Source organism: Bacillus sp. SIMBA_154 (assembly GCF_046536015.1).
Taxonomy (GTDB): domain Bacteria; phylum Bacillota; class Bacilli; order Bacillales; family Bacillaceae; genus Bacillus; species Bacillus pumilus_P.
In genome coordinates this window covers 237,881-261,438 of sequence record NZ_JAWJBV010000003.1, presented here as the reverse complement: position 1 = coordinate 261,438, position 23,558 = coordinate 237,881, and the positions used below count along the sequence as shown (strand labels likewise).

Below are 23,558 nucleotides of genomic sequence, written 5' to 3'. Positions count from 1 at the left end.
TCAATTACATTCTTTTATCTACAAATAAACCGACAATCTCAGTCATTGCTGCATAGAAATCAAGCCACTCCTTGGAAGGAATCTCTCTAATGACTTCTTCTGTTTGGTTATCTACGACTTTGACATAATATTCATTGAGTTTTTCATGTAATTCAAATTGCAGATGAAATTGCGTAGGCTCAATGAGCTTGTTTGCTCCTTGAAGCGTTTTTTCAATTTCCTCTTTTGAAACGACATTGCCATTTTCTTGTGATTCAGTGTTTACATTGTCATTCTGATGATTCGTAACACGGGTTTGAAATGCATCAATCAGTGGTTCTAGCGAAGTCAACTTACCAACAGACATAGTTATTCAGCTCCTGTGCTTTTATCTATCTTTTATATCGGCTTTGAATTTTCAAATTAAATATAGATGGACCGATTTGTTAAAGTTTCATATAGATGGTGAACATCCACATAGAAACGCTTTCACACGGAGAAGGATAGCTGAATCAGATGAAAAAATCCTCACTTTTGTTGTGAGGATAATTGAGAAAGAAGATCTAAGGACAAGCTCGCAGCACGATTGTTCTCTTCTTGAATAGACAGGTACACTTCTTTCCTGTGAATATCGATGTGCTTAGGAGCCTCAATCCCGACCTTCACTTGATCGCCTTCGATTGAAATAATCTTGACTTCAATATCATCGCCTATTTGAATCGACTGATTTAATTTCCGAGACAGGACTAACATGAGGATGCCACCTCTAACAAATGTTTTGTATGATAGGCAGAATCATGCAAAATCACTTGTTTTGCTTTCATATTTTTCCGGTTCACAATAATAGGCGCTCTTAAATTAGCTGTCGTTTTTTCAATAGATGATTCCATTGTTAAAATAACCATTACTTCCACATCATTGGCATCTTCTACTTCTAGAATGTCTACAACCGTTTCGTCTAAATCAAATTCGTATTGATTGAAGAATAAAAATGGGCTGCTGACAATAAAGCCTAATGCTGCGTTTTTCAATGATTGCAGAACTAAAAATGGAGACTCTTCTGATAAAGGCAAAATGACAAACTGTTTTTGATCCAGAAATCCTGGTATCCCATTTGAGAAGTTGATGATTTGCTCCTCTTTGATTGTCACTTCACCATGGTATTTTGTTTGAATGATCATAATTCACGACCTTTTTCGTTTTTCTTACCTATACCTTATCACCATTTTGACCCGTTTCGTCAACTTCTATTTTTAATTCTGGGTATTGCAACATATCAATATTTACTTTACCTTGCTGGTAGTTAACGATCGGTTTATGCGGTGTTGCCTCAATGATCGCTTTTTGAGGCTCAACATCAATTTGAAGCTCGGATGGCTGATAGTGAATTTTGACACTGAAGAATGAAGGAATTACACCGATGGTGAATTGCTTCGCGGGAGGACTACCATTGATTTTGGCAAACTCAGCAATGGGATTACCTCCATCCTCAATCTTAATCAGTTCGCTTCCTTCTTCCGCTCTTCGTCCCATTCCTTCGCCAACAGCACGTTTCCCTTCTGCTGCCCATTCCTCAGAACGCCTAAAAATCGACTTGATATCCATATCAGCAAATGCCTCTGATTGATCAATGGTTAATTTCGAAGGTGTCCTTGTGATGTTCATGACAGCTCTTGGCTGCTGAATCTCAAGATCAGCTCTTGGCTGCTCTACTTCTTGTCTAGATGGAGTCGTCGACATTTGCAGCTTTGCATAGGTTTGCTGCATTAACAATCTAGGGATTTGCATAAGTTCACCTCCATGATGCAAAAAAGCACCCAACGGATGCTTTTTATTATCTTAAGAAATCGACAAGGGATGGCTGAATGACTTTAGCTGTCGTCGCTAAAGCAGCTCTATTCACAGTTTCTTGTTGAAGAAGATCAAGAATCGCTTTTTCACTTTCAACATCTTCATTATCTGATTTAGCATTTTTCAGCACTTCGAATTGTGAAGTCAAGCGGCTACTTACTAAGTCAATCCGATTCGATCGGGCTCCAAGATCTGAGCGCTCGGCACTCATCACTTCTTTAAACTGATCAATGTTTCCTAATGCATCATCAGAATTCGCAAACGTCCCATTTTTTAATGAATTTTCTAAATCCGTCAGCATTTCAATCACATTTTGACCGCTGGCAGATTGTCCACCAAACGCTGAAATTGGATTTGAGTTCACATTTAATGTGATACCGTCAGAAATGTTCGATTGAACTGAGTTTGCATCAGTATAGTTTTCAAAGTTAAATGTATACGTACCATCTGCATTCTCGACGACTGGTTTTACATTTGTATTCGTCCCATTAAATACGAACTTACCTAGCATCTGAGTGTTCATTGCATCAATGATTTGTTTCTTCATCTGACTAATTTCCACTCCGATAGCTTCTAAATCTTCTGGCTGCTTTGTTCCATTAGCCGCATCAAGTACTTTGTCTCGTACATTTGACATAATATCAATGATTTCAGTGACACTCGTTTCAGATGTATCAATCCAGTTTTGTGCCTCATTTAAATTATTTTGATATTGTTCATTTCGAAATAGGGCTGTACTATACTGAAGACTTTTTACTGCTGCAACAGGATCATCAGATGTTTTCGTGAAACGTTTTCCTGTTTGGGCCTGCTCATTAATTTTAGAAAGTTTTTCATAACTTTTACTAATATTGCGAAGTGAGTTTTGAGAAATCATACCTTGCGTGACTCGCATCAGTTATCCCTACCTTCCTACGACACCCATGCCGTTGATTACTTTATCCAATACTTCATCTTGTAATGTCACAATTCTTGCCGCTGCATTATACGCATGCTGAAATTGGATCATATTCGTCATTTCTTCATCGATGGAGACAGCGCTAGTCGACATTCTACGTTCATTAGCTGAGTTGACAAGAGCCGCTGAACTGCTTTCCAGCGTCATGTTCTTTTTCCCTTGTATCCCCATTTCAGCAATGACATTTTGGTAGTAATCCTGAATTGTCGTTGTATTTCCGCCAATTGCTAGCTTTAAGTTTTGAATATTGGCTAATTGCGTAGCATTCGAACCATCACCCTGCGTTTGATTGACAGATGCGGCAATATTATCTGTTGATGCTAAAATCACATCACTCACTTTGATACGAGCTGCCAAGCCTTTATTCAGATCATTGTTATTTTCGATATCAAAAAAGTCTTGTCCGCTTGCCCCATTTAACGTGTACCCTTGCTTATGCACGTCGTTAAATGTATCCATGAATACTTGTGCTACTTCATCTAGCTCTGCAAGCATGTCTGGGTACATTCCTTTTTCAGCACCATTTGACATGTAGCCATACGCCTCAACAAGTGCTTTTACTTTACCATTCACCTGTAATTGATCTGCTGCAATGGTTGTTGTTCCGAATTGAAGTGAGTCGACAAGTCCCGTCGTATTATCGTAGGAGATTTGCAGTTCAGACTTTTCATTGGTAATGCCATTCAAAATCGTCCCAGCAGATTGTCCATTTGCACCGATAATGTCGATGTTGACGGTTCCTTCAGCAATATTGAGTGCATTTCCGCCAGATGGATTGTAGCTCACCTTAATATCAACAAGTGAGGATAACTGATCGACCAGCGCATCACGCGTATCATAAAGATCATTTGGAAGATATCCATTTGGCTCAACTGTTGCAATCTGTTTGTTCACTTCATCTATTTGAGATAAAAGAGTGTTCACATTTTTTGCTGTTGAATCGAGTTCTGTTTTCAAATTCTTTTGTATCGTTGTTAAAGAAGAATTGAGCAGACGGAATTGATCTACTAAAGCCTGTGCACTTGTTTTAACTACTGTACGTGCAGATGCTGTATCAGCATTTTTCGATTCTGATAGAACCTGTAATGATTTCCAAAGATTATCAAAGGCTCTGTTTAAGCCTTCATCTGTCAAATCATTCATAACCCCCTCCATTTGTGAAAGGGCATCAGACTTCGCTGAATAGTAAGACATATTGTTGTTATGATCTCTGTATTGTAGATCTAAAAAGCTGTCTCGAATTCTTTCAACGGTCCCAACTTGAACTCCTGTCCCCATTTGGCCGTACGTCTTGCCATCATAAACAGAAATTACAGGGTAAGGATTATCTGCTTTAAAGGTAACTCTTTGTCTTGAGTAGCCTTCTGTATTTGCATTGGACACGTTGTTTGATGTGACATAAAGCCCTGCACGCTGGGCTGTGATTCCTCTTTTTGCCGTTTCTAGTCCCATGAATGTAGAACCCATTGGTATCCTCCTTGTTTACGCCTTTGAATCAAACAAAGCCCTATGCTGTTTAGGCTTTGAATTCTCAAGACCATTTTGTCCGTAATTCATATGTTCTTTATTAGGGTTAACGAGATCGAATGTCAGTGAAATAAATTGAAGTGACTGCTGAATGAGCTGTTTGTTTAGTTCATTTACATCTTTCAATTCCACCATGATGTCATTTAGTTTCTCATATAACGAAATGAGCTCTTCTTGTTCCGTACCTTCAGCCTTTTCGATACATGCTGTGATTGTCGGCGGTTGATCACTTTGTAAAAATTGAACTGTAGCTTCAATACGCTTTTCTTCTAATTGAGAAATGGCCTGAATATATTTCTGCTCTAAATTCAGAACCTCTGAAAGAGCATCAATCTCATTGCTTTTCAGCATTTCTGTTTTATCCTTAGACAGCTTTAGAAGCTGTTCATGTAATCCATAGAGACGATGCAGCTCTTCAATAATTATTTTAACTGACATTCACGCTACTCCTTTTGTTATTGTTGTTTATAAAAATTCAGCATTTTATCTGCAATACCTTTTGTATCTACCTGATATGTTCCGGCTTCAATGCTTTTTTTAAGTTGGTCTATTTTATCTTGACGTTCTTTCATTAAATTCGGCACCTTTTGCATTTCGATTGCCTTTTTAGAAATTTCGACTTTATCAGTTGATTTTGCTTGATTCGATTGCAACGTTTGTTTCTCATATGTTTTCTTGTAAGGATTTACTGGTTGTGTTCCATATCGATTAATTTTCACGGGATTCCTCTCGCTTTCCGTTACAGTCTGTCTTGATTCTATCCATTTTATCGACCAAACTGCAACTTAGTTTAGGGAATCAGTCGTTTTTAGGATTAATGGCATAATAGGTGTCTTTTTTCCTAGATTCAATCTCCTTTTTACGCTCTTCTTCTTGGTTCATTTGGCTGATTTGCGAATGAATATCCTGTTCACATTTGCTGCACAGCTTGTTTTTCCTGATCGGTTGGCCGCATCTTTCACAAGGATAGTTGATATTCGGAAATTGACTAATTTGAAGCCTTTTCAAACGGATAAATTTCAGGATTAATTCTTCATCAACATCTGTTGCATCTACTATTTCAGCAATGGTTGATTGTCTATTACTTTGCTTCCGCAAAAATTTATAAACGATATCAAAAGAACGTTCTTCTTCTTCAAAGCATTTGTTACAAACCGTTTGGATGGTGGTTTTTAAAAATAACTGATTACATTGTGGACAGTTTGCCAATTGATTCATAACCAAAACCCCTTACGTTATTTTCTTTTCTTATTATCGGTTGATTATCATGATTTTTAACTACGTATCAACGTAAAAGAGGAAACACTTTTGGCACCTGCGTCTTTTAAAATTTTTGCCGCATCATAGATGGTCGCCCCAGTTGTATAGATATCATCAATTAATACAATATCCTTTTGAAGGATCGCATCTGACTGCTTTAATTGGAACAATCCCTTTTGATCTAGACGTTCATTTTTACTTTTCTTAGACTGCTTACTTTGATGAATTTTAACGAGTGGTTGCAATATAGGCATACCAATCAAGGAAGCTAGTACGACGGACTGATTAAATCCTCTTTCCTTTAACCTTTCTTTACTTAAAGGGATTGGAATCAGCACAGGTTTTTTAATTGAAAAGGAACGCTTAAACACTGCTCGTACATCTCTTTTAAACAACTCAGCTAAAGCTGTATCACCTCGAAATTTAAATCGAGCAAGGACGCCTTTCATAAAATCGTTGTAAGTATAAACAGACCTATTTTTCACAAGAACTTCAGAAAAATCGGGCCGTTCATTCCATCGGGAACAGTCCTGACACAATTCGTTATTTGACTGTGATCTTCCACATTTTGGACAAATGGTGCTATGAATCTTCACTAGGTGATCCTTACATGCTATACATAAGCTATCATCATTTGATAGAAGTAATGATTTCCATGTAAAAGCAGCCACAAAATGCCCCTCACAAATTGGGCAAATCAACTGTTTTCCTTATTAAGCGGTTGACGATTTTCGCATCTCGGAAATGTCGTGACCTTTGAAGCCGCTTCTGTCAAAATGACCAGCATGGCAGTATTCTTCTGTTTATCCACCATCTCGGATTTACTGTAAGATATTTTATCGATATCTGTTATATATTGCGGCTTCACTTGATTTAGTGAAATCGCTAATACATCTTCTATACACTTTTCACAATGACAAATCATGTTTAATTGATTGAGATATTGATAGAGGATTTCCTTGAGTAGTATTTCTTTTGCATTGAGTAACATATTTTGTCTCTCCTGCCATTTGTGTATTGTGAATATAATGTACCATGATTTAGTTAAACCCACACTATTTTTCAGAAAACTCCTGTGCAGCTGTATCATTCATTTTTACAATATGCTTCTTCGCTTGTTTCATCCTTCTCGTTAAACCAAAATGAAAAAAGAAAACATCTCCTGTAGAATATTCAGGATGCCTCCCCGCCCTTCCAGAAATTTGAACAAGTGCACTTTCTGTGAAAATAGTAGATTCCGCACCTAGTACACCCACCTGAACATTTTGAATGGTTACGCCTCTTTCGAGAATAGTTGTAGTAACCAGTACATCGTATGCGTAATCTCTGAAGTGTTGGACCTTTTGTTTCCTATCTTGATCATCAGCAGATACACCCTCTACATTTACATGATGCTCTCGAAGAATCTTCGTTACCTTCTTCATCGCGGAAATAGAAGGAACAAAAAGTAAAACCCTTCTCTTTCTTTTAATATGTTTCTCAAGCCAGTTCATTACAGCAGATGGCAGCTGATTCTTGTTTAATTTCTTTTTCCAATGTCCAATCCATTGAAATGACGGGACGGGTAAAGGTCGCCCGTGGAAACGCAGAGGAATTTTTATCGCTTCTAATTGTCCATGAACAACATCCTTTTTCATTTTTTTAGATGGTGTGGCACTTAAGTAAATCCTAATCCCTGTGTTTCTCATAGCCTTTAAAACAGCAAATTGAAGACGTTCATCGATTGAAAAAGGAAAGGCATCGACCTCATCTACAATGAGAACATCAAAAGCATTTTTGTATCTCATGAGCTGATGGGTTGTGGCGATCATAAGCGGTGCTATTTGGAACCTTTGAGGACTCCCGCCATAAAGCACAGCTATATTCAGCCCTTGAAATGCCTTTCTAATTCGCGGCTCGAGTTCAAGCACTACATCTGTTCTAGGCGTCGCGATACAGACACTCATTCCTTTATTTAACGCATATTCAATTCCGTGAAAAAGCACCTCCGTTTTCCCTGCCCCGCAAACAGCCCAAACTAGTAGATCAGATTTGTTTCTTATCGCTTCTATCATTTTTTCTGACGCTCTCTTTTGCCCTTTAGACAGCTCTCCCTGCCATGTTAATTCAGATTGAAACGTTTCTTTCATTTGCGGACCCGTCCATTCGTACAGAGAGCCACATTCGGTTACTTTTCCCATCATGATGCATGATCTACAGTACACACATTCTTTTTGGCATATTTCACAAGGTGAGAGAGCAAAGTACCGCTTGTTTGATACACCACATCGGCAGCATGTAAAACCGCTCGCTTTCCTCTCAATGGCAGGAGATCTATTTACTAACCCTTTCTCCTCCAGCCAATCCAAATGAGGCTTTGTGCATCGAGTTTCAATGGTAAGTAGGTGGCGTGATTGCAGTTGTTGCCTTAGTTCCATCGCTTTGTCCATGTTTCTCCTAACACCTTTCAACTGATGTTTGCCTATTATGTACAAAGACAAGACCTTTCGTCCAACTGTAATAATTGAAAAACAAACCCCCTTTTCCATGAGAAAAGGGGGTTTTTGAGATCTATCTAATCATCCAGCCAAGACCTAATGACCCTTCGCCTAGATGAGTACCAATCACGGCACCAAAGTAGCTTTTATAAAATTCGACATGAGGGTACTTTTCTGATAAATGTGCAATCAATTCTTCTGCTTCTTCTTCTCTATTTCCATGAATGATTGCAGCTCTCATCGGTACACCACGTGATGCATCTTCATCGAATAATTCAAAAATGCGTGAAATGGCTTTTTTACGTGTACGAATCTTTTCAAAAGGGACAATTAGCTTGTTGTCAAAATGAAGGATAGGCTTTACCTTTAAGAGGCTCCCAATAAAAGCCTGAGCACCGTTTAATCTGCCGCCCCTTTGCAAATGAGTTAAGTCGTCCACCATAAAATAGGCTTGTTCGCTTTCTTTCAGATAATTTAGATGTGCTAAAATCTCTTCTGGAGAAGCACCCTCTTGGATTTTTTCAGCAGCTTCTAATGCATAAAACCCCTGCACCATACAGCTAGTTTCTGAATCAAACGGGTAAATGTCAATTCCGTCAACTAGATCGTTCGCTGAGGCTGCACTATTATATGTTCCACTAATTCCGCTTGAAAGGTGAATACTAATCACAGCTTCGTATGTTTCACTTAGCTTTTCATATAATTCTACTAGTTCACCAAAAGCAGGCTGAGAGGTCGTTGGAAGATCTTTATGTTTTTTGACTTCTTCATAATACGTCTCCCAATCCATCTCTATTTCTTCACGGTACGATTCGCTGCCAAAGATGACGTTAAGGGGGATCATATGAATTTGATGTTTATCACGTAGCTCTTGTGGTATATAAGCAGTACTGTCTGTTACAACGGCTATTTTCATTCTTAAATACCTTCCTTATTCGTTACTCTTTTTTATTTTAAAAGAATGATCATTGTTTTTCATTAGATTTATAATAGTAATCAAAAAAGCCTGCCTAATCAATAGGCAAGCCTGCAATATCCGAAAAAGACTCCTTATCCTGCCTATCATTTCTCTCAAACTTAAAATGTGAGAGAACCAAAAACAGGTGAAAAAGGAGTACTTGTCCGGAACATTATCTCATTTCTACCCAGCCGTTTTTAATTGCTACAACAACAGCTTGTGTACGGTCGTTTACATTCATTTTTTGCAAAATGTTACTTACATGGTTTTTGACTGTTTTCTCACTAATAAAGAGCGATTCACCAATTCCTCTGTTGCTCTTTCCGTCAGCTAACATTTGAAGAACTTCACATTCACGTCTTGTTAAGATATGAAGTGGTCTGCGAATTTCAGGATATACTTCATGCTGTGGATGTGCTGAAACGCCGCTAGTTGCTAGGCGTCGGAACTCATTTACTAAGTTATGAGTGACTTTCGGATGTAAATAAGATCCTCCGTCAGCTACTACTTTCACTGCTTCAATGAGAGTGTCTGCATCCATTTCTTTTAACAGGTAACCTCTCGCCCCTGTTTTCAATGCATGTGTCACATAGTTTTCATCGTCATGAATAGATAGAATAATGACTTTTGATTCGGGATAAAGCTCTACTAGCTGCTTTGTAGCCTCTACACCATTTACATTCGGCATATTAATGTCCATAATGACAACATCCGGATGATAGTGCTCTACGATACGTGCAGCTTCGTCACCGTCGTCTCCTTCTGCAACTACTTCAAAAGTAGGTTCAAAATCTAAAATCCGTTTGACACCTTCACGGAATAATTGGTGGTCATCAATAATTACAATATTTACTTTAGTCACAAGCTACGCCTCCCCATGTTTATTGTTCTACACCTGAACTTTATGGTCAATATGTCTTTTGACTCTATTTTACAATTTTATTTTGCAATGTTAACGGCACCCGAATCATAACGAATGTCCCTAGACCTATTTTTGAGTCTATGGTCATTTTACCTTCTAGTAAGTCTACGCGTTCTTTCATGCCAAGTAAACCGAAGGATTTGTTTTTGTTTGTTTTAACATCTTTCATATCAAAGCCTTTTCCATCGTCTTTGATCATTAATGTCACAAAGTCTTTCGTTACTTCTACCTTTACAGAGATTTCTTCAGCTTCAGAATGTTTTAAGGAATTTGTGACAGCTTCTTGGGCTAGTCTAAATAGTGCCACTTCAAATTGAGAAGCAATTCTTTCGCTTTCTGTATCGCCTAGGCATTGGAACGTAATCTTGGTTTTCCCATCATATTCTTCGATTGTGTTTAAATATTTTCTTAGCGTCGGAATGAGACCCAAATCATCTAAAGCCATCGGTCTTAAATCATAAATGATTCTTCTCACTTCGTACAGAGCATTTCGCACATTCTGTCTGAGACTTCTAATTTCTTTAAAGCCTTCTTCTGTACCACGGTCTCTAAAGATCCGTTCAATTAATTCAGAACGCATCATCACGTTTGCCAGCATCTGAGCCGGACCATCATGAATTTCCCGAGATACCCTTTTGCGTTCTTCTTCTTGAGCTTCAATAATTCTTAGTCCAAAATCTTGTTTTGCCTGAGCATCTTCGAGTAAAACGCCTACCTGGCGTAAATCCTGGTTGAGATAGTTCAGAACAACCGTAATTTGACTCACAAGCGTTTCAGAGCGTTCAATGACGTCCTGTAAGCTTAATAATCGTCTTTCTAAATCGTCTCTTCTCTCTCTCAACTGCTTCTCACGCTGCTGGATCATGGTGAGTTCTACTTGCAGATTATGTGCTTTTTCGTAGGCCTCTCGTATTTCTTCTTCGCTGAATTTGTTAAAGTTTCTGCTGACTTCAGATAAGCGATTTCTAGCATGTCTCGTATGTACTTCTAGTTTATCCCCAAAATCAATTACCTCGTTTACTTGCTGCTTGATTTGCTTAAGCTCTTCAACTAGGCTCTCATATTGTTGACGGGACTGTTCGCCTATCCTAAATACTTCGTCCTTGCTGCCATCAACTGTACTTAGCATTTTCATGATGATTGAATCCAATAATTTCGGATCCATTTTGGGTGTTGTCATGGCTTTTCCCTCCCGTAACAGTGATGTCATCTTTTTTTATTATAAATGTCATTGATCTGCATTTTATGTCGAATTATAATGAAAGAATGCGTATAAATCTTGAAGTTTTTATGACGACCCTTTTTCCGCTCCTATCATCATAACAAAATACGCTGTAAAATTCTAAAACCAATGCAAATTTTCTCTAGTCTTACAATTTGCTTGTCAGGAGGGTATGTCTTTTGCTGAATCGCTATCTTACAGTAAAAAGTCGTGGCGAGCATGAGATCGTCATTGAAAAATCACGTTTTATTTGTCATATACAGCGTGCTGTCTCAGAAGAAGAAGCACAAGCATTTATACAATCCATTAAAAAACAACATTGGAATGCCACACATAATTGTTCAGCATATCTCATTGGTGAACATGACATGATTCAAAAAGCAAATGATGATGGTGAACCAAGCGGTACGGCAGGAGTGCCAATGCTTGAAGTGCTAAAAAAACGGAAGCTTAAAGATACAGTCGTTGTGGTCACTCGTTATTTCGGCGGTATCAAATTAGGTGCCGGTGGATTAATTCGTGCCTACGGAAAATCTGTATCAGAAGCTATCAACCATGTTGGTATAGTAGAGCGCTGTTTAATGCGTACGATGCACACAACAATAGATTATACATGGCTTGGAAAGGTAGAGAATGAGCTTAGAGCCTCATCTTTTCAGCTAAAAGAAATCCATTATGCCGAAGATGTTATTTTTGAGACGTATGTAGAAGAAACACAAACAGAGCAGTTCATTGAATGGATGACAGAGCTTACAAATGGGAAGAGTGTTACAAAAGAAGGCGAACTTATTTATTTAGAAAAGGACATTGGTCCGATAAAGGAGACAGATGAATGGCACAACGAGTAAAAGTGCGTGTACGAAAGAAAAAGAGTAAGAAGAAAAAGATTATCAAACGTATTCTGGTCTTATTTTTGCTTCTCTTCATCTGCATGGGCGGATTTGCAGTGTATAAAATTGTGAATACACTTCAGGCAGCTGACAAAACATATGATGAACTAGACCGCGGAGAGAAATCTAAGCTCCGTGATGCTGTCATTGATATTAAGAAGAAACCTTTCTCCGTTCTATTTGTCGGAATTGAGGATTATGCTACGAATGGTGATCATGGCCGTTCAGATTCACTCATTGTTGCAACCATTAATCCTCAAGATAAAACGATGAAAATGGTTAGTATTCCTCGGGACACACGGGTACATCTTGCAAGTGACACGACCGAAAGTAAAGATAAAATTAATGCGGCATTTGCTAAAGGCGGAAAAGACGAAACGATTGAAACTGTCGAACAATTCTTGAATATTCCGATCGATAAGTATGCAACAGTGGATTTTGACGGCTTCAAAGATGTCATTGATGAAGTGGGTGGAATTGATATAGATGTTCCATTTGACTTCAATGAAAAAAGTGACGTCAAAAAATCCAAAAAGATTTACTTCAAAAAGGGCAATATGCATTTAAACGGGGAAGAAGCACTTGCTTATGCGCGGATGAGAAAACAAGATCCACGAGGTGATTTCGGGCGTAACGATCGTCAGAAACAGATTTTACGAGCCATGATTGATCAAATGGCGAAGCCAAATAATATTGCAAACGTGGATAATATCGCCAAAGAAGTAAGTGATCACATTACGACCAATTTCCGTATCACGGAAGGACTTGCTCTTCAGCAAATCTACAGTGGATTTAAAGGAGACGACACAGAAACGCTTTCTATTAAAGGAGACGACCTTTATCTAGGACCAAATCGAACATATTACTTCGAGCCAGATCAAACCAATTTAGCTAATGTACAGAATGAATTAAGGACGCATTTAAAGCTTCCTTCTGAACCTTCGACTGAAACAGATTCACAGACCACTCCATCATCTGGTGAAACAGGGACAGGAACGACAGATACTGCGCCCACTTCGCCAAATTCATCCGGACAATAAAGAAACAGCCCGATTCCTAGGAACGGGCTGTTTCTTTAATTTCTTTTGACCATGCGTTTATAGAATTTCGTAAATGGTTTGAACTCTTCGTTCACTAAACCAGTGACTTCCGCAATGACTTGCATAAACATGACCAATAAAAAAATAATGATCAGTGATAACCAAATGGTTGCACTTGTCAGCAATATTGCACTTAAGCTAAACACTAAACCAATCATGTAAATGACGATGACGGCTGTTCGATGAGATAAACCATAGGCCATCAGTCTATGATGAATATGCGATTTGTCAGGCGCTGAAATTGGCTGTTTATTTAATATTCGTCTAATGATCGCAAAGGTCGTATCAAAAATGGGGACACCTAAGATGATCACCGGAACAACGACACTAAACAAAGTGACACTTTTGTATAATCCTAAAAGTGACAGCACCGAAATCATATAGCCTAAAAACAACGAGCCTGTATCACCCATAAAAATCTTTGCTGGATGGAAGTTGTAAAATAGAAAGCCGATTGTACTGCCAATGACGACAAGTGATAAAGAAAGAATGAGAATCTTATCAGCAGAAAATGCCATCACTGCAATCGTGGATAAACCGATGACCGAAATCCCAGCAGCGAGTCCATCAAGGCCGTCAATTAAATTGATGGCATTTGTGATTCCGACAATCCATAACACGGTTAGGGGATATGCCATCCAGCCTAACTCAATACGATCTGTTAAGAAAGGAACAGAGAAAAAGTCCATTTTGAGGCCCGTGCTCACGATCAAACAAGCAACGAGAACTTGCACGAGAAATTTAAATTTTGCACTTAAATTATATTTATCATCAAATATACCTAAAATGACGATGAGTACGGCACCAACTGAAATCGCTGTAATTTTATTATGTAGAAACAGCCCGCCTGCTAATGCTCCAGCCGCTACCCCAATAAAAATCGCCAAACCGCCCATTCGAGGCATTACTTTATCATGAACTTTTCGTTTATTCGGCTGGTCCACTGCACCAATCTTAATTGCAAGCTTTTTGACGATTGGTGTCACAATTAAAACTGTAGCCAGAGAGACAAAAAACGCTAATAAGGCGCGTTCGTAATCCATAGGTCAGTCTCCTTCTAAATTGAAATCTGTATTTTGTATATTGGCCGCTCTTTCCATTATACAATTGAATATAGGATGATCACAAGCTCCCCCTGTGAAAAAGAAAAATAAAAACGCACAATCCTGAATGAATTATGCGTTTTCTTTAATATTCGTTAATTCCACCATGTTTGTGAACAGCGCGTGCCAATCTTTTTTCTTCGCCCGGCTTTGTCTTAGATGTCTATAGGTTATGTCATCTTTTTTGCTGATCACTTTCAGGCAGGCTTCTACGAAGAGCGCAGGATCTTCGCCCTCTAAATATTCATACACATCATTCTCTTTTAGCCTTTCCGTTGATGGAAGATTTAAACCGACAACAGGTATTCCTGCAGCTAGAAATTCATATAGCTTGAGCGGGAAAACGGCTTGATTATAAGGAGACTGTTTGTATGGCATCATCCCTACATCAATCAGTTTCATATAAGCAGGCACTTCTTCTGGTGCAACAGCCCCTGTCCAAATGACATTTGGCAGTTTGAGTGCATGCTGAAAAGATGGATCTCCATTTGTTCCATCAGGACCGACAAATAAAAATGTCCAATCTGGCTGCATGTGAGCAGCTTGCGCAATCATGTCAAAATCGAGCTTCGGCTTGATTCCTCCAATAAAGCCAAGGACGGTTCCTTCTCTTCCTTCCAGCACATCCTCCTTACAGGAAAGATTGCTTTTTGCAAACACATCGTACTCAACACCATTTTCTACTGTGAACACATCTTTCGGTTCACCCATGAGACGTTTTTTGATTTGATCATGTAAGTATTGAGAAGAGCATGTAATGCTGTGTGCGTATTTAATGATTCGGTTTTCTGCTTTTACAATGACACGCTGCCTCATATAAGAGAGTATGTTGTTTTTCCCGCTTATCGGCTCTCCCCACAGATCACTGCAATCATACACAATATGTTTCCATTCAAATAAAGAAGATAAGAGCGGAAAGCCAGGAAACGTATACCATAAGCAAACGGCTATCCCCTTCTTTTCCTCCTGCCGCAAATGCTCAAGAAGAGAGGACAATTTATGAATATAGAACATATCTTGATATCTTCCAAAGCGAAAAAATTTGCTCTTGAGCACATCAGGAATGGTCAATTGCTTCATTCGATCCGTTATGGGCTGAAAGGGAGCTGTATGACGGGTTGCAGACGGGCATACCCAGATGACTTCTTTCGTTTCTGGATCAGATGCTAGAAATTCCGCCAAACGATGCCGTCTGTACCTCAGGCCATCCTGTCCCCATTCTCCCGTCGCTACGATGACATGTATGATCGAGTCTGCTTTCACCTTTATCACCTTTTTTCCCTTCTATTTATAAGCGCTTCTTCACAGCATTTGTCGCATAATGCATAAAACACCATGACGCTTTGACAAAATGAAGCTGCTCAATTTCTCTGTAGACAAACCACGTTTTTTTCGCCGCTTTCCACTTGTTACTCGAGATAGAGTTTCCAACGATGCGATATTCACTGAGCGGCTCACTCATGCCATAGGCTGTAAATCCTCTTTTTAAAATAGACAGCCATGTGGCTAAATCCTGTCTTGTACGGATGTTCGGCATTTCTACATGTCCCACCTGCTGAAGATCGATCATGACCGTCAAACAGCCGATAATGGTATTTTTCAAGGCTTCATTGTAGTTCAACCTAGCTGGTGCAGTGACTGTTTTTTGTAACGGTTCTCCATTTTCGGCAATGATGTCATACGCCGTGAATGTAAAGGCATAATCATTCGCCAGCATAAAGTCTACCTGCTTTTCGAGCTTTGTCTCTTTCCACTTATCATCGCTGTCTAAAAAAGCGATAAAACGCCCCTTTGCCTGTTTGATGGCCGTGTTTCTCGCAATGGCGGCTCCCCCGTTTTCCTCTAAATAAATGACGTTGATTCGGTCGTCCGCCTGACTTAATTCCCCTAATAGCATCCTTGTTCCATCTGTTGAACAATCATCTGCAATGATCAGCTCCCAATTGGAATAGGTTTGGGCAAGGACGGAATGAACTGTATCCGTTAAATAACGTTCCGCATTATACGCCGGTGTAATAATAGATACTAACGGTTGATTGTTCACCTAAGACTCATCTCCAGTTCATCATTAAGATTCTTTGAACACTTCAGGTAACACCACAAACATGAGCGAGATGCTAAAGCCAATGATCAGTCCGAGCAGTGCCCGTTTTTTCGCTGACATGCCTTTATTGCCTTCATCAAGCACTTGAGCCGGGTCCACAATCTTTGCCTGCTTCATTCCGAGCTTTGTAGACTCCAATTCATATAAGAATCGTTCTTTATCCACTTTGGAATCATTGCTGACAGATTCGTCTTCAAGAGCGGATAACCTACTTTCAATGACCTGCTGCCTTTTTGTAAATAATGCTTTGTCTTGCTTTAGAAATGTATCTGACACCTGCTTCACGACAGCCAAGGCTCGATCCTTATCGGCATCTGTGAATGACAGCTGTAATTGTGTATCTGATTGATTGGTAAGGATCAGGCGGTTTTTCACATCCTGCCTTTCTTCTTCCTTTACATCACTGAGTGCTTCATTTAGAAATGCATCGCTTTTTAATAGAGATGTCACTTCTGCCATATTGTTATACACCCCGTCATCATATTTACCAAGCGTGAGGGTAACAGCGGCTGTGTAACTAGACTGCTGGACTGTTCCTTTGGCAAAAAAGAAACCAAAAGCGCCTAATACGACAGGCAGCAGCACGAGCCAGACGATATACTTTTTGATTCGCTTCCCTATTCTTAACATGAAACCAGACATGTTCATTCTCCCAACATTGACGTATTTGCTTTTTCACTAGTGTAGCCATACAAGCTCAGCACCACACACGATTTACCAAGGCTTGAAACGTTGTTTGTTTTTCAAGATGTTAACCGCTGCGATCACCAGTCCTAAAAATACCCAGTGGAAATATAAATTCGAGACGGAACTAGGACTGATACTTGAGACGAGAAAGCTCAGCATTGCAGCAAATAGACCTTCAATGATCATTTTTGCTGATCTTGTGTCAGCCCATTGGTATTGTTTGTACAGTGTGAACATGAGATAGGCGTACACTGAGATATAGCCTAGCATGACCGCAAAGCCAAAATTCGTCATCACCTCTAGCAGCCAATTGTGCACTTCAACGACTTGATCTGTATCAAAGATTGAAAAGTGGGCTAAATAGTAAGACACATTACCTGCTCCGACCCCGAAGCCGTATGAATTCGTAAAGAAATGCCATGCATTTTTGATCAAATTCGCCCTAGCGATGTTGGACGGGAGTGGTTCACTAAAAGAATGCGCGACCTGAGAAGCGAGAAACAAGTCATAAAAGACCGAATAGATCTTGGCCGAAAAGATGGCGATACAGATGACACCAAGTCCGCCTGCTGCGATGAGTGACCACTTTTTTAGAAAGCGCGGCATAAGCAGCCACACATAAATAGCCACTCCCGCAAATATGCCAAGCAAGCTGGCGCGGGATTCTGTTAACAAAATGAGATACAGAGCTGAGATTGCGCCTAATAATCCAAACGCTTTGATATAACCATTTTTCATTTGACGCATGCACGCCACATATAAGAAAAAGCTAATAGATAAAAACGTCGCAAAGTCATTTTGATTAAAGAATACAGATGTAGGATAGTGCTGTTTATACGCTGGCCCAAGATACAATGATGTGTTAGGTAAATGGTTCAAAGTAAAGTGATTATAGAACCCGATCCCCATCACAAATACGGTCATGACCAGCCAAATACTATAAAAGGTCACGATTTGATCCATTCGCTGAATGTACATGACCACAAGAAAGACAAACCCGATCCCCATCGCAAGCAGGGACATATATTTCAGACCGTCTGTAACCGAATGAGCCCAAAGCAGTGAGATGAGCCCGTAAAGAAACCATGCAGCAAAAAAACCGAGAATGCCTTTTACACGAATCTGCTGCCACTGTAATATGTACGTCCCCTTATCTCTCATTCGCCATATCAATAAAGCAAAGACGGCAATGAGCATGATTCGGTAGAGGAAAAGACTAAAGAACCCGACACTAATAGAAAAGAAAGCGTTATTGAGAAAGGTCAATGCAATTAAAAGATAGATGGCTGACATGAATACTTGCTCACCATTCATGTATTGCTTCATCAACACGAGAGCTGCCGTGAGGACCACAAGCAGAACCGGGATTGCCACCATCTTCTTTAACCCAACGGGCTGCGCGGATGCAATTTGTACAATCCCTATCCCTGCTGCAAACAAAATACATCCGATCATGATTTGCCATGCTGTTTGTTTCACACTCATACCCATTTTCCTCCTAAGCCATCCATCCGATTTGAGGGATTACGCCTTTACTTCCTGTTGATAGTAGGAAATGGTACGAGCCAAACCTTCCTGTAAAGTCACGACAGGCTCCCATGCTAAGACTTGTTTCGTTTCCTCATTCGCCAATGTACTATGCACAATATCTCCTGCACGCTGCGGCTTATAAATCGGTTCAAGATGTGATCTCGTCACTTGCTTCATCGTTTGAAACAGCTCATTCACAGTGATGGAATCACCACACGAGACATTTAAACAAACGTTTGATTGGGCTGTTAAAGCCGCAACATTCGCTGCTGCTAGATCTTCTACATAGATGAAATCTCTTGTTTGTTCCCCGTCCCCGAAGATGAAAGGTGCTTCATGCTTTGCAAACTTATCAGAGAAAATAGAGACAACCCCGCCTTCCCCAAGTGCATCTTGGCGCGGACCATATACATTGCTGTATCGCAGAATACAATAGTCCACATCATAGAGTGCTTTTGACATTTCTAAGTATCGCTCTACTGTGAGCTTTGCTAAGCCATAAGGTGAACCAGGCTGCAGCCGGTGAGCGGTGTCCACTGGCAGATAAATTGGGTCTCCATAGACAGCAGCCGATGAGGCAAATATCACCTTCTTGACACCAATCTCTGAAGCAGCTTTGATCACATGCAGAGATCCTTTAATATTCACTTCCTGATCATATATATAATCTTTGACCGATACTGCGACACTTACCTGTGCAGCAAGATGAATGATGTAGTCTGGTGCGATTTGTTTGATGATTTCAACCACTTCTGATTTTGTTATATCCTCTTCAATACATTGAACAGATAAATGGGCAATATTTTCCTTACTACCTGTCGAAAAATTATCAAGCACGATGGCCTCATATCCTTTTTCTATTAATTTTTCAACAGTATGTGAACCTATAAATCCACTACCTCCAGTAACCAATACTTTCTTCATCCAAGTTTCCTCCTAAATCAAGCTTCTAATAACATCTTAACATCCTGTACATGCGGACGACCGATTGAATGATAAATAAAGCCGTTTTTTCTCATTTGATCTGGTTCAAATACATTGCGTCCATCGATGATGACTGGACGTTGAAGAAGACTTCTGACTTTCTCCATATCCATTTTTAATACTTCTTCCCATTCAGTCAAGATTAAACAGGCATCTGAATTCTCTATTGTTTGATATAGATTGTTGCTAAATATCGTCTGGTTTCCAAGGATCTCCTTCGCTTCTAAGTGAGCAATGGGATCGTACGCTTTTACGTTAGCTCCCAGATCTTGTAGCATAGGAATAATATCAAGGGCTGGAGAGGATCTCAAATCATTTGTATTAGGTTTAAATGCCAATCCTAATACCGAAATGGTTTTTCCCTTTATTTCACCATAGACATCCATCAATTTTTTTACAAGGTACGCTCGTTGATGTGTATTTGTTTCAACAACTGATTCAATTAGTTTAAAACGATAGCCTACTGTTTCAGCTATTTTTAAAAGTGCCTTGGTATCTTTCGGGAAACAGGAACCTCCAAATCCCACTCCAGCTTTTAAAAATTTCTGCCCAATCCGGCTATCTAGGCCAACACCTTCTGATACTTTCTCAACATCCGCCCCCACTCGATCACAAATGTTGGCAATATCATTGATAAAGGAAATTTTGGTTGCAAGCATCGCATTTGCAGCGTATTTAATCATCTCTGCACTTTCTAAATTGGTTTCGACCACTGCTGTTTGAAATGGTTCATGTAACTCCTTAATGATCTCCAATGCATGAGAACTTGTAGACCCTATGACAACTCGCTCCATATTCATCGTGTCTTTAATCGCAGAGCCTTCTCGAAGGAACTCTGGATTGGATACGACGTCAAAAGGATATTTACTGCGTGACGCCTTTTCGACAATGGCTTGAACAAGGCGGCCTGTTCCAACTGGCACGGTGCTTTTATTGACGATGATTTTATAGCCATTTAAGTGTTCACCGATCGTTTGAGCGACGGCTTTCACGTAAGTTAAATCCGCTTCACCCTGTGGTGTCATCGGTGTCCCTACAGCAATATAGATAATCTCTGATTCCCGGATCGCGGCAGGAATATTGGTTGTAAAACACAGTCTTCCTGCTTCTGTATTCTTTTCAATCAATTCCTTTAAACCCGGTTCATAAATGGGAACGACACCACTTTTTAAGCTGTTGATTTTTGATTCATCGATGTCACAGCAGATGACGCGATTTCCGATATCAGCAAAACAAGTACCCGATACTAACCCGACATACCCTGTTCCAATCACAGCAATTTTCTTCAACATTTTTCATCCTCTCAGTAAAAGCATATTGACCGTTCCAAGCTGTTGATCTATCATTCTTTGCACATTTCATCCTGTTTAAACGATGGATATTGATTGAGCACCTTTTCATATTGCTGAATGAGATGCTTCGCATTATTTGTTGATGAATATTCTGTATGAACAATTTCATGAAGATCGTTCTTTACTTTCTCACTCCATTTGTTTTCATATAGGTAGGCGTGAATGGCCTCTTTTAGCTGACTCGTTGAACGTGGTTCAATGAGCAGGTGTTGATAGGTAGAAAATAATGATGGGAGACCACCAACTCGTGTTGCAATGACAGGTACTTTTAAAGCGAGCGCCTCAAGGACGACGGTCGGCATTCCTTCACTATAGGAAGGAAGTGCAAACAGATCGGCTGCCATCAAGTAATCTTTCACCTGATCGTTTGGCACCTGCCCTGGGAGTAAAATCGATTCCCCAGCCCGTTCGGTCAGCTCCTTTGCAAGGGGGCCCTTTCCGACAAAGACCACTTTCACTCCATCCATCCCACTGACAGCATCAGCTAATTCAAGTAAGCCTTTCTCTTTCACTAAGCGCCCCACGAAGACAATTAGCTTTTCGTGAAGCGGTAAGCCTAACTGCTTTCTGATGTCTTCTTGATCTCCATCCGTTTTAGAAAATGACTTGAGCGGAATACCGAGCGGGAGAAATTGCGCTTCCACCTTTGTCATATCATGTGTCTTTTTTGCCAGCTCCTCACTCACTGTCAGCACAGCAGATGCCTGTTTCACCGCTGTTTCAAAGGCTGTGAAAGCTCCTTTGCTATAGCTCGGATACACGTTCACATCACTGCCGTGTAAGGTCAGAAGATAAGGGATATGCGCTTCTTTTTGGATCACAGCCGCCGCTCCGCCAGACGGCATGGCAAAGTGTGCATGGATAAAATCTGGTGACAGCTGATGACGCTGCATTGTGCGCAGAACAGAATCCGCTATTCGTTTACTCGGCTGCGCCCATTTCAGCTGTCCAGGTAACGCTGTATAGGGCGGCCTGTAAACCGTCACTCCGCACCGCACTTCCTGTTCGGGAATATCTTTTTTCTGCCGATAGGATGCCTTGAGCATCCGCAAGACGGGCGGATTCACTGGATTGGGACAAAGGACGGTCACTTCAATTCCTTGTTTGATCAGCTCCTGCACTTGTGTTTCGTGAAAGACACCCTCACTCGGATGTTTTTCACTAGGATATACACTTGTCAGCCATAGCACCTTCATGAAGAACGACCTCTTCTCAATAATTTGCCTGCAATCTGTGGATACATTTTGACGAGCAGCAGGCCATACAAAGCAGCACTTAAACAAACAGTCAGTAATAATTGAAGCGAAATATCAGCTGACGTCAGCTTCATCCCTTGATGTAAAGCTACCGCACAGGCGGCCATCAATAGCGTCATGACAGCAGGCTTTCCGAGTGATTTCAAATACACCTTCATATCAAGCTGAATGACATAGGCCATCAGCCATCTGCCAACAATGAAATTCAACAGGCTGACACCTGAGTAAATCCAAGCCACCGTCAACAGACTGCCTGTGCTGACTCCTGCATATAACGCACATCCATAAACGATGAGCATCCCCGTATCCCAATAAAAGGATAAGTCCGCTCTCCCTTTTGCAAGGAGTATTGAACCGTTTGGATTCATGAGCACACGCAGTAGTCCGACTATGCACAAAATATTGAGAACCGGAACTGCCACTAGCCATTTCTCTCCAAACACAACTTCTATAAAGCTATCTGATACGGCAGCAAGGCCGATTAATAACGGAAAACTAATCAAGGCGAGCATATTCGTCATACTTAGGAAGCCCTCGCGCAGCATGGAGTGATCACGCTGACTTTTTGCAAAAACAGGGAAAGCCACCCTCGTCACAATCGGATTAATTTTCAGCACAGGAATCGTCACAATTTGATAAGCCAAGCTGTAAATACCTAACGCCTCCGCTCCAAGAAACCGGCCGATTAAAATCATGTCAATGTTCGATCCTGCCCGATTGACGAGCCTTGATGCCAGCTGGAAAGCGCCGAATGAGAAAAATTCTTTCACTTCTCCTATTGCAAAGACTGGTGCCGGACGCCACTTCTTCCAATAAGCCGCTGCATACAATAGACCTTTACTTGATTGCAGCAACACTTGAGAGATGACATAGGCAACAATCGGATTGATGAAAAAAGCTAAAGCGAATAAAACGAGCAGCGATATGATGGCCGCAATGGCTTCAATGGTACTTAATGTTTTAAAAGCTAAATCTTTTTGCATCATATATTGGTATTGCTGGCCAATTGGTGCAATGAGAAACATCATCGATAATAGCTTGAGCAGTCCTTCTAGCTCAGGACGGGCATAAAAGGCGGCAATCATTGGGCTTGCAAGGATAAGTAAACAAAACAAGACAAGACCTGTGAGTAAGTTGATCCAATATAATGTTGATAATTGACGTTCCGTTGTTTGTTCCTTTTGAATGATCGCTGCACCGATGCCTAGATCAAGTAAAATTTGCGTAAATATTGTGACAGTTGTGATCATGCCAACGAGCCCAAACTCTTTAAGTGACATCACGTTCCCTAGAAAGGCGAACTGTGCAATTTGGATGATGGTAATGATCAATGCGGACAAGCTTGTCCATTTTACCCCGCCTAGCATGCGATTTTTCATACTTGCCATTTCTCTTCCC

At 40.3% G+C, this 23,558-nt stretch carries 26 protein-coding genes; 2 read left to right on the top strand and 24 right to left on the bottom strand.

From position 1 onward, the window contains the following. Positions 1–4: 4 nt before the first annotated feature. The 15 genes from flaG to degS all read right to left on the bottom strand — a co-directional run bounded on the left by flaG (position 5) and on the right by degS (position 11,112). The gene (gene flaG / locus R0K30_RS07755; protein ID WP_099726384.1) at positions 5–346 is read right to left on the bottom strand and encodes a flagellar protein FlaG; all 342 of its coding nucleotides are present in this window, start codon (positions 344–346) and stop codon (positions 5–7) included. Between the two features lie 161 nt (positions 347–507). Further along, positions 508–732, bottom strand: coding sequence for a carbon storage regulator CsrA (gene csrA, locus R0K30_RS07750; protein WP_099726385.1), 225 nt, complete (start codon positions 730–732; stop codon positions 508–510). Then, positions 726–1,160, bottom strand: coding sequence for a flagellar assembly protein FliW (fliW, locus tag R0K30_RS07745; protein ID WP_041088051.1), 435 nt, complete (start codon positions 1,158–1,160; stop codon positions 726–728). The genes csrA and fliW overlap by 7 nt, the downstream gene beginning before the upstream one ends. Before the next feature lie 28 nt (positions 1,161–1,188). Beyond that, entirely contained in the window at positions 1,189–1,767 is a 579-nt protein-coding gene (locus R0K30_RS07740) for a DUF6470 family protein (protein ID WP_410609927.1), read from the bottom strand. Between the two features lie 46 nt (positions 1,768–1,813). Next, positions 1,814–2,725 carry a flagellar hook-associated protein FlgL gene (flgL, locus tag R0K30_RS07735; protein WP_099726387.1) on the bottom strand — a complete coding sequence of 304 codons (912 nt, stop codon included), beginning with the start codon at positions 2,723–2,725 and terminating at the stop codon, positions 1,814–1,816. A 9-nt stretch (positions 2,726–2,734) separates the two neighbouring features. After that, positions 2,735–4,255, bottom strand: a complete 1,521-nt coding sequence (gene flgK, locus R0K30_RS07730) for a flagellar hook-associated protein FlgK (protein WP_230030676.1) — start codon at positions 4,253–4,255, stop codon at positions 2,735–2,737. A gap of 15 nt (positions 4,256–4,270) precedes the next feature. Further along, positions 4,271–4,753: a flagellar protein FlgN gene (locus R0K30_RS07725; protein ID WP_099726389.1), complete on the bottom strand. Its 483-nt coding sequence runs from the start codon at positions 4,751–4,753 to the stop codon at positions 4,271–4,273. A gap of 17 nt (positions 4,754–4,770) precedes the next feature. Next, entirely contained in the window at positions 4,771–5,034 is a 264-nt protein-coding gene (flgM, locus tag R0K30_RS07720) for a flagellar biosynthesis anti-sigma factor FlgM (protein WP_034318592.1), read from the bottom strand. Between the two features lie 79 nt (positions 5,035–5,113). Then, positions 5,114–5,533 carry a TIGR03826 family flagellar region protein gene (locus R0K30_RS07715; protein WP_099726390.1) on the bottom strand — a complete coding sequence of 140 codons (420 nt, stop codon included), beginning with the start codon at positions 5,531–5,533 and terminating at the stop codon, positions 5,114–5,116. A 56-nt stretch (positions 5,534–5,589) separates the two neighbouring features. Then, positions 5,590–5,946: a ComF family protein gene (locus tag R0K30_RS07710; protein WP_249705624.1), complete on the bottom strand. Its 357-nt coding sequence runs from the start codon at positions 5,944–5,946 to the stop codon at positions 5,590–5,592. Positions 5,947–6,272: 326 nt separating this feature from the next. Further along, a complete protein-coding gene (gene comFB / locus R0K30_RS07700) occupies positions 6,273–6,566 on the bottom strand; it encodes a late competence protein ComFB (protein WP_099726391.1) in 294 nt (97 codons plus the stop codon). A gap of 64 nt (positions 6,567–6,630) precedes the next feature. Continuing rightward, the gene (locus tag R0K30_RS07695; RefSeq protein WP_410609922.1) at positions 6,631–7,704 is read right to left on the bottom strand and encodes an ATP-dependent helicase ComFA; all 1,074 of its coding nucleotides are present in this window, start codon (positions 7,702–7,704) and stop codon (positions 6,631–6,633) included. 421 nt (positions 7,705–8,125) lie between these two features. Beyond that, positions 8,126–8,968 carry a DegV family protein gene (locus tag R0K30_RS07690; protein ID WP_410609920.1) on the bottom strand — a complete coding sequence of 281 codons (843 nt, stop codon included), beginning with the start codon at positions 8,966–8,968 and terminating at the stop codon, positions 8,126–8,128. Positions 8,969–9,182: 214 nt separating this feature from the next. Continuing rightward, positions 9,183–9,872, bottom strand: a complete 690-nt coding sequence (degU, locus tag R0K30_RS07685) for a two-component system response regulator DegU (protein ID WP_008348273.1) — start codon at positions 9,870–9,872, stop codon at positions 9,183–9,185. Between the two features lie 64 nt (positions 9,873–9,936). Then, entirely contained in the window at positions 9,937–11,112 is a 1,176-nt protein-coding gene (gene degS, locus R0K30_RS07680; RefSeq protein ID WP_099726394.1) for a two-component sensor histidine kinase DegS, read from the bottom strand. 221 nt (positions 11,113–11,333) lie between these two features. On the opposite strand from degS, the gene R0K30_RS07675 reads away from it, so the two are divergent. Further along, complete coding sequence (locus R0K30_RS07675; protein ID WP_099726395.1) at positions 11,334–12,002, top strand: YigZ family protein; 669 nt, start codon at positions 11,334–11,336, stop codon at positions 12,000–12,002. Further along, positions 11,987–13,084 (top strand): LCP family protein, encoded by a 1,098-nt coding sequence (locus tag R0K30_RS07670; RefSeq protein ID WP_099726396.1) that lies wholly within the window; start codon positions 11,987–11,989, stop codon positions 13,082–13,084. The genes R0K30_RS07675 and R0K30_RS07670 overlap by 16 nt, the downstream gene beginning before the upstream one ends. A 35-nt stretch (positions 13,085–13,119) precedes the next feature. Here R0K30_RS07670 and R0K30_RS07665 read toward each other — a convergent pair whose 3' ends face one another. The 9 genes from R0K30_RS07665 to tuaB form a co-directional block, all read right to left on the bottom strand. Then, positions 13,120–14,187: a glycosyltransferase family 4 protein gene (locus R0K30_RS07665; protein ID WP_099726397.1), complete on the bottom strand. Its 1,068-nt coding sequence runs from the start codon at positions 14,185–14,187 to the stop codon at positions 13,120–13,122. A gap of 132 nt (positions 14,188–14,319) precedes the next feature. After that, positions 14,320–15,516, bottom strand: coding sequence for a teichuronic acid biosynthesis protein TuaH (gene tuaH, locus R0K30_RS07660; protein ID WP_410610107.1), 1,197 nt, complete (start codon positions 15,514–15,516; stop codon positions 14,320–14,322). 19 nt (positions 15,517–15,535) lie between these two features. Continuing rightward, complete coding sequence (tuaG, locus tag R0K30_RS07655) at positions 15,536–16,291, bottom strand: teichuronic acid biosynthesis protein TuaG (protein ID WP_099726399.1); 756 nt, start codon at positions 16,289–16,291, stop codon at positions 15,536–15,538. A 24-nt stretch (positions 16,292–16,315) separates the two neighbouring features. Next, positions 16,316–16,993, bottom strand: coding sequence for a teichuronic acid biosynthesis protein TuaF (gene tuaF / locus R0K30_RS07650; protein WP_099726400.1), 678 nt, complete (start codon positions 16,991–16,993; stop codon positions 16,316–16,318). Positions 16,994–17,065: 72 nt separating this feature from the next. Beyond that, positions 17,066–18,523 (bottom strand): teichuronic acid biosynthesis protein TuaE, encoded by a 1,458-nt coding sequence (tuaE, locus tag R0K30_RS07645; protein ID WP_099726401.1) that lies wholly within the window; start codon positions 18,521–18,523, stop codon positions 17,066–17,068. 39 nt (positions 18,524–18,562) lie between these two features. Continuing rightward, entirely contained in the window at positions 18,563–19,492 is a 930-nt protein-coding gene (locus tag R0K30_RS07640) for an NAD-dependent epimerase/dehydratase family protein (RefSeq protein WP_327924324.1), read from the bottom strand. 17 nt (positions 19,493–19,509) lie between these two features. Beyond that, the gene (gene tuaD / locus R0K30_RS07635; RefSeq protein ID WP_099726403.1) at positions 19,510–20,844 is read right to left on the bottom strand and encodes a UDP-glucose 6-dehydrogenase TuaD; all 1,335 of its coding nucleotides are present in this window, start codon (positions 20,842–20,844) and stop codon (positions 19,510–19,512) included. A gap of 50 nt (positions 20,845–20,894) precedes the next feature. Next, complete coding sequence (tuaC, locus tag R0K30_RS07630; protein WP_230030670.1) at positions 20,895–22,100, bottom strand: teichuronic acid biosynthesis protein TuaC; 1,206 nt, start codon at positions 22,098–22,100, stop codon at positions 20,895–20,897. Further along, the gene (tuaB, locus tag R0K30_RS07625) at positions 22,097–23,548 is read right to left on the bottom strand and encodes a teichuronic acid biosynthesis protein TuaB (RefSeq protein ID WP_410609914.1); all 1,452 of its coding nucleotides are present in this window, start codon (positions 23,546–23,548) and stop codon (positions 22,097–22,099) included. The genes tuaC and tuaB overlap by 4 nt, the downstream gene beginning before the upstream one ends. Positions 23,549–23,558: the final 10 nt, after the last annotated feature.

What these genes read in the sequence shown, in the direction of transcription:
- flaG (WP_099726384.1), bottom strand. Translation starts at nt 346, where the DNA reads ATGTCTGTTGGTAAGTTGACTTCGCTAGAACCACTGATTGATGCATTT.
- csrA (WP_099726385.1), bottom strand. Translation starts at nt 732, where the DNA reads ATGTTAGTCCTGTCTCGGAAATTAAATCAGTCGATTCAAATAGGCGAT.
- fliW (WP_041088051.1), bottom strand. Translation starts at nt 1,160, where the DNA reads ATGATCATTCAAACAAAATACCATGGTGAAGTGACAATCAAAGAGGAG.
- R0K30_RS07740 (WP_410609927.1), bottom strand. Translation starts at nt 1,767, where the DNA reads ATGCAAATCCCTAGATTGTTAATGCAGCAAACCTATGCAAAGCTGCAA.
- flgL (WP_099726387.1), bottom strand. Translation starts at nt 2,725, where the DNA reads ATGCGAGTCACGCAAGGTATGATTTCTCAAAACTCACTTCGCAATATT.
- flgK (WP_230030676.1), bottom strand. Translation starts at nt 4,255, where the DNA reads ATGGGTTCTACATTCATGGGACTAGAAACGGCAAAAAGAGGAATCACA.
- R0K30_RS07725 (WP_099726389.1), bottom strand. Translation starts at nt 4,753, where the DNA reads ATGTCAGTTAAAATAATTATTGAAGAGCTGCATCGTCTCTATGGATTA.
- R0K30_RS07715 (WP_099726390.1), bottom strand. Translation starts at nt 5,533, where the DNA reads ATGAATCAATTGGCAAACTGTCCACAATGTAATCAGTTATTTTTAAAA.
- comFB (WP_099726391.1), bottom strand. Translation starts at nt 6,566, where the DNA reads ATGTTACTCAATGCAAAAGAAATACTACTCAAGGAAATCCTCTATCAA.
- R0K30_RS07695 (WP_410609922.1), bottom strand. Translation starts at nt 7,704, where the DNA reads ATGAAAGAAACGTTTCAATCTGAATTAACATGGCAGGGAGAGCTGTCT.
- R0K30_RS07690 (WP_410609920.1), bottom strand. Translation starts at nt 8,968, where the DNA reads ATGAAAATAGCCGTTGTAACAGACAGTACTGCTTATATACCACAAGAG.
- degS (WP_099726394.1), bottom strand. Translation starts at nt 11,112, where the DNA reads ATGACAACACCCAAAATGGATCCGAAATTATTGGATTCAATCATCATG.
- R0K30_RS07670 (WP_099726396.1), top strand. Translation starts at nt 11,987, where the DNA reads ATGGCACAACGAGTAAAAGTGCGTGTACGAAAGAAAAAGAGTAAGAAG.
- R0K30_RS07665 (WP_099726397.1), bottom strand. Translation starts at nt 14,187, where the DNA reads ATGGATTACGAACGCGCCTTATTAGCGTTTTTTGTCTCTCTGGCTACA.
- tuaF (WP_099726400.1), bottom strand. Translation starts at nt 16,993, where the DNA reads ATGTCTGGTTTCATGTTAAGAATAGGGAAGCGAATCAAAAAGTATATC.
- tuaE (WP_099726401.1), bottom strand. Translation starts at nt 18,523, where the DNA reads ATGAGTGTGAAACAAACAGCATGGCAAATCATGATCGGATGTATTTTG.
- R0K30_RS07640 (WP_327924324.1), bottom strand. Translation starts at nt 19,492, where the DNA reads ATGAAGAAAGTATTGGTTACTGGAGGTAGTGGATTTATAGGTTCACAT.
- tuaD (WP_099726403.1), bottom strand. Translation starts at nt 20,844, where the DNA reads ATGTTGAAGAAAATTGCTGTGATTGGAACAGGGTATGTCGGGTTAGTA.
- tuaC (WP_230030670.1), bottom strand. Translation starts at nt 22,100, where the DNA reads ATGAAGGTGCTATGGCTGACAAGTGTATATCCTAGTGAAAAACATCCG.
- tuaB (WP_410609914.1), bottom strand. Translation starts at nt 23,548, where the DNA reads ATGGCAAGTATGAAAAATCGCATGCTAGGCGGGGTAAAATGGACAAGC.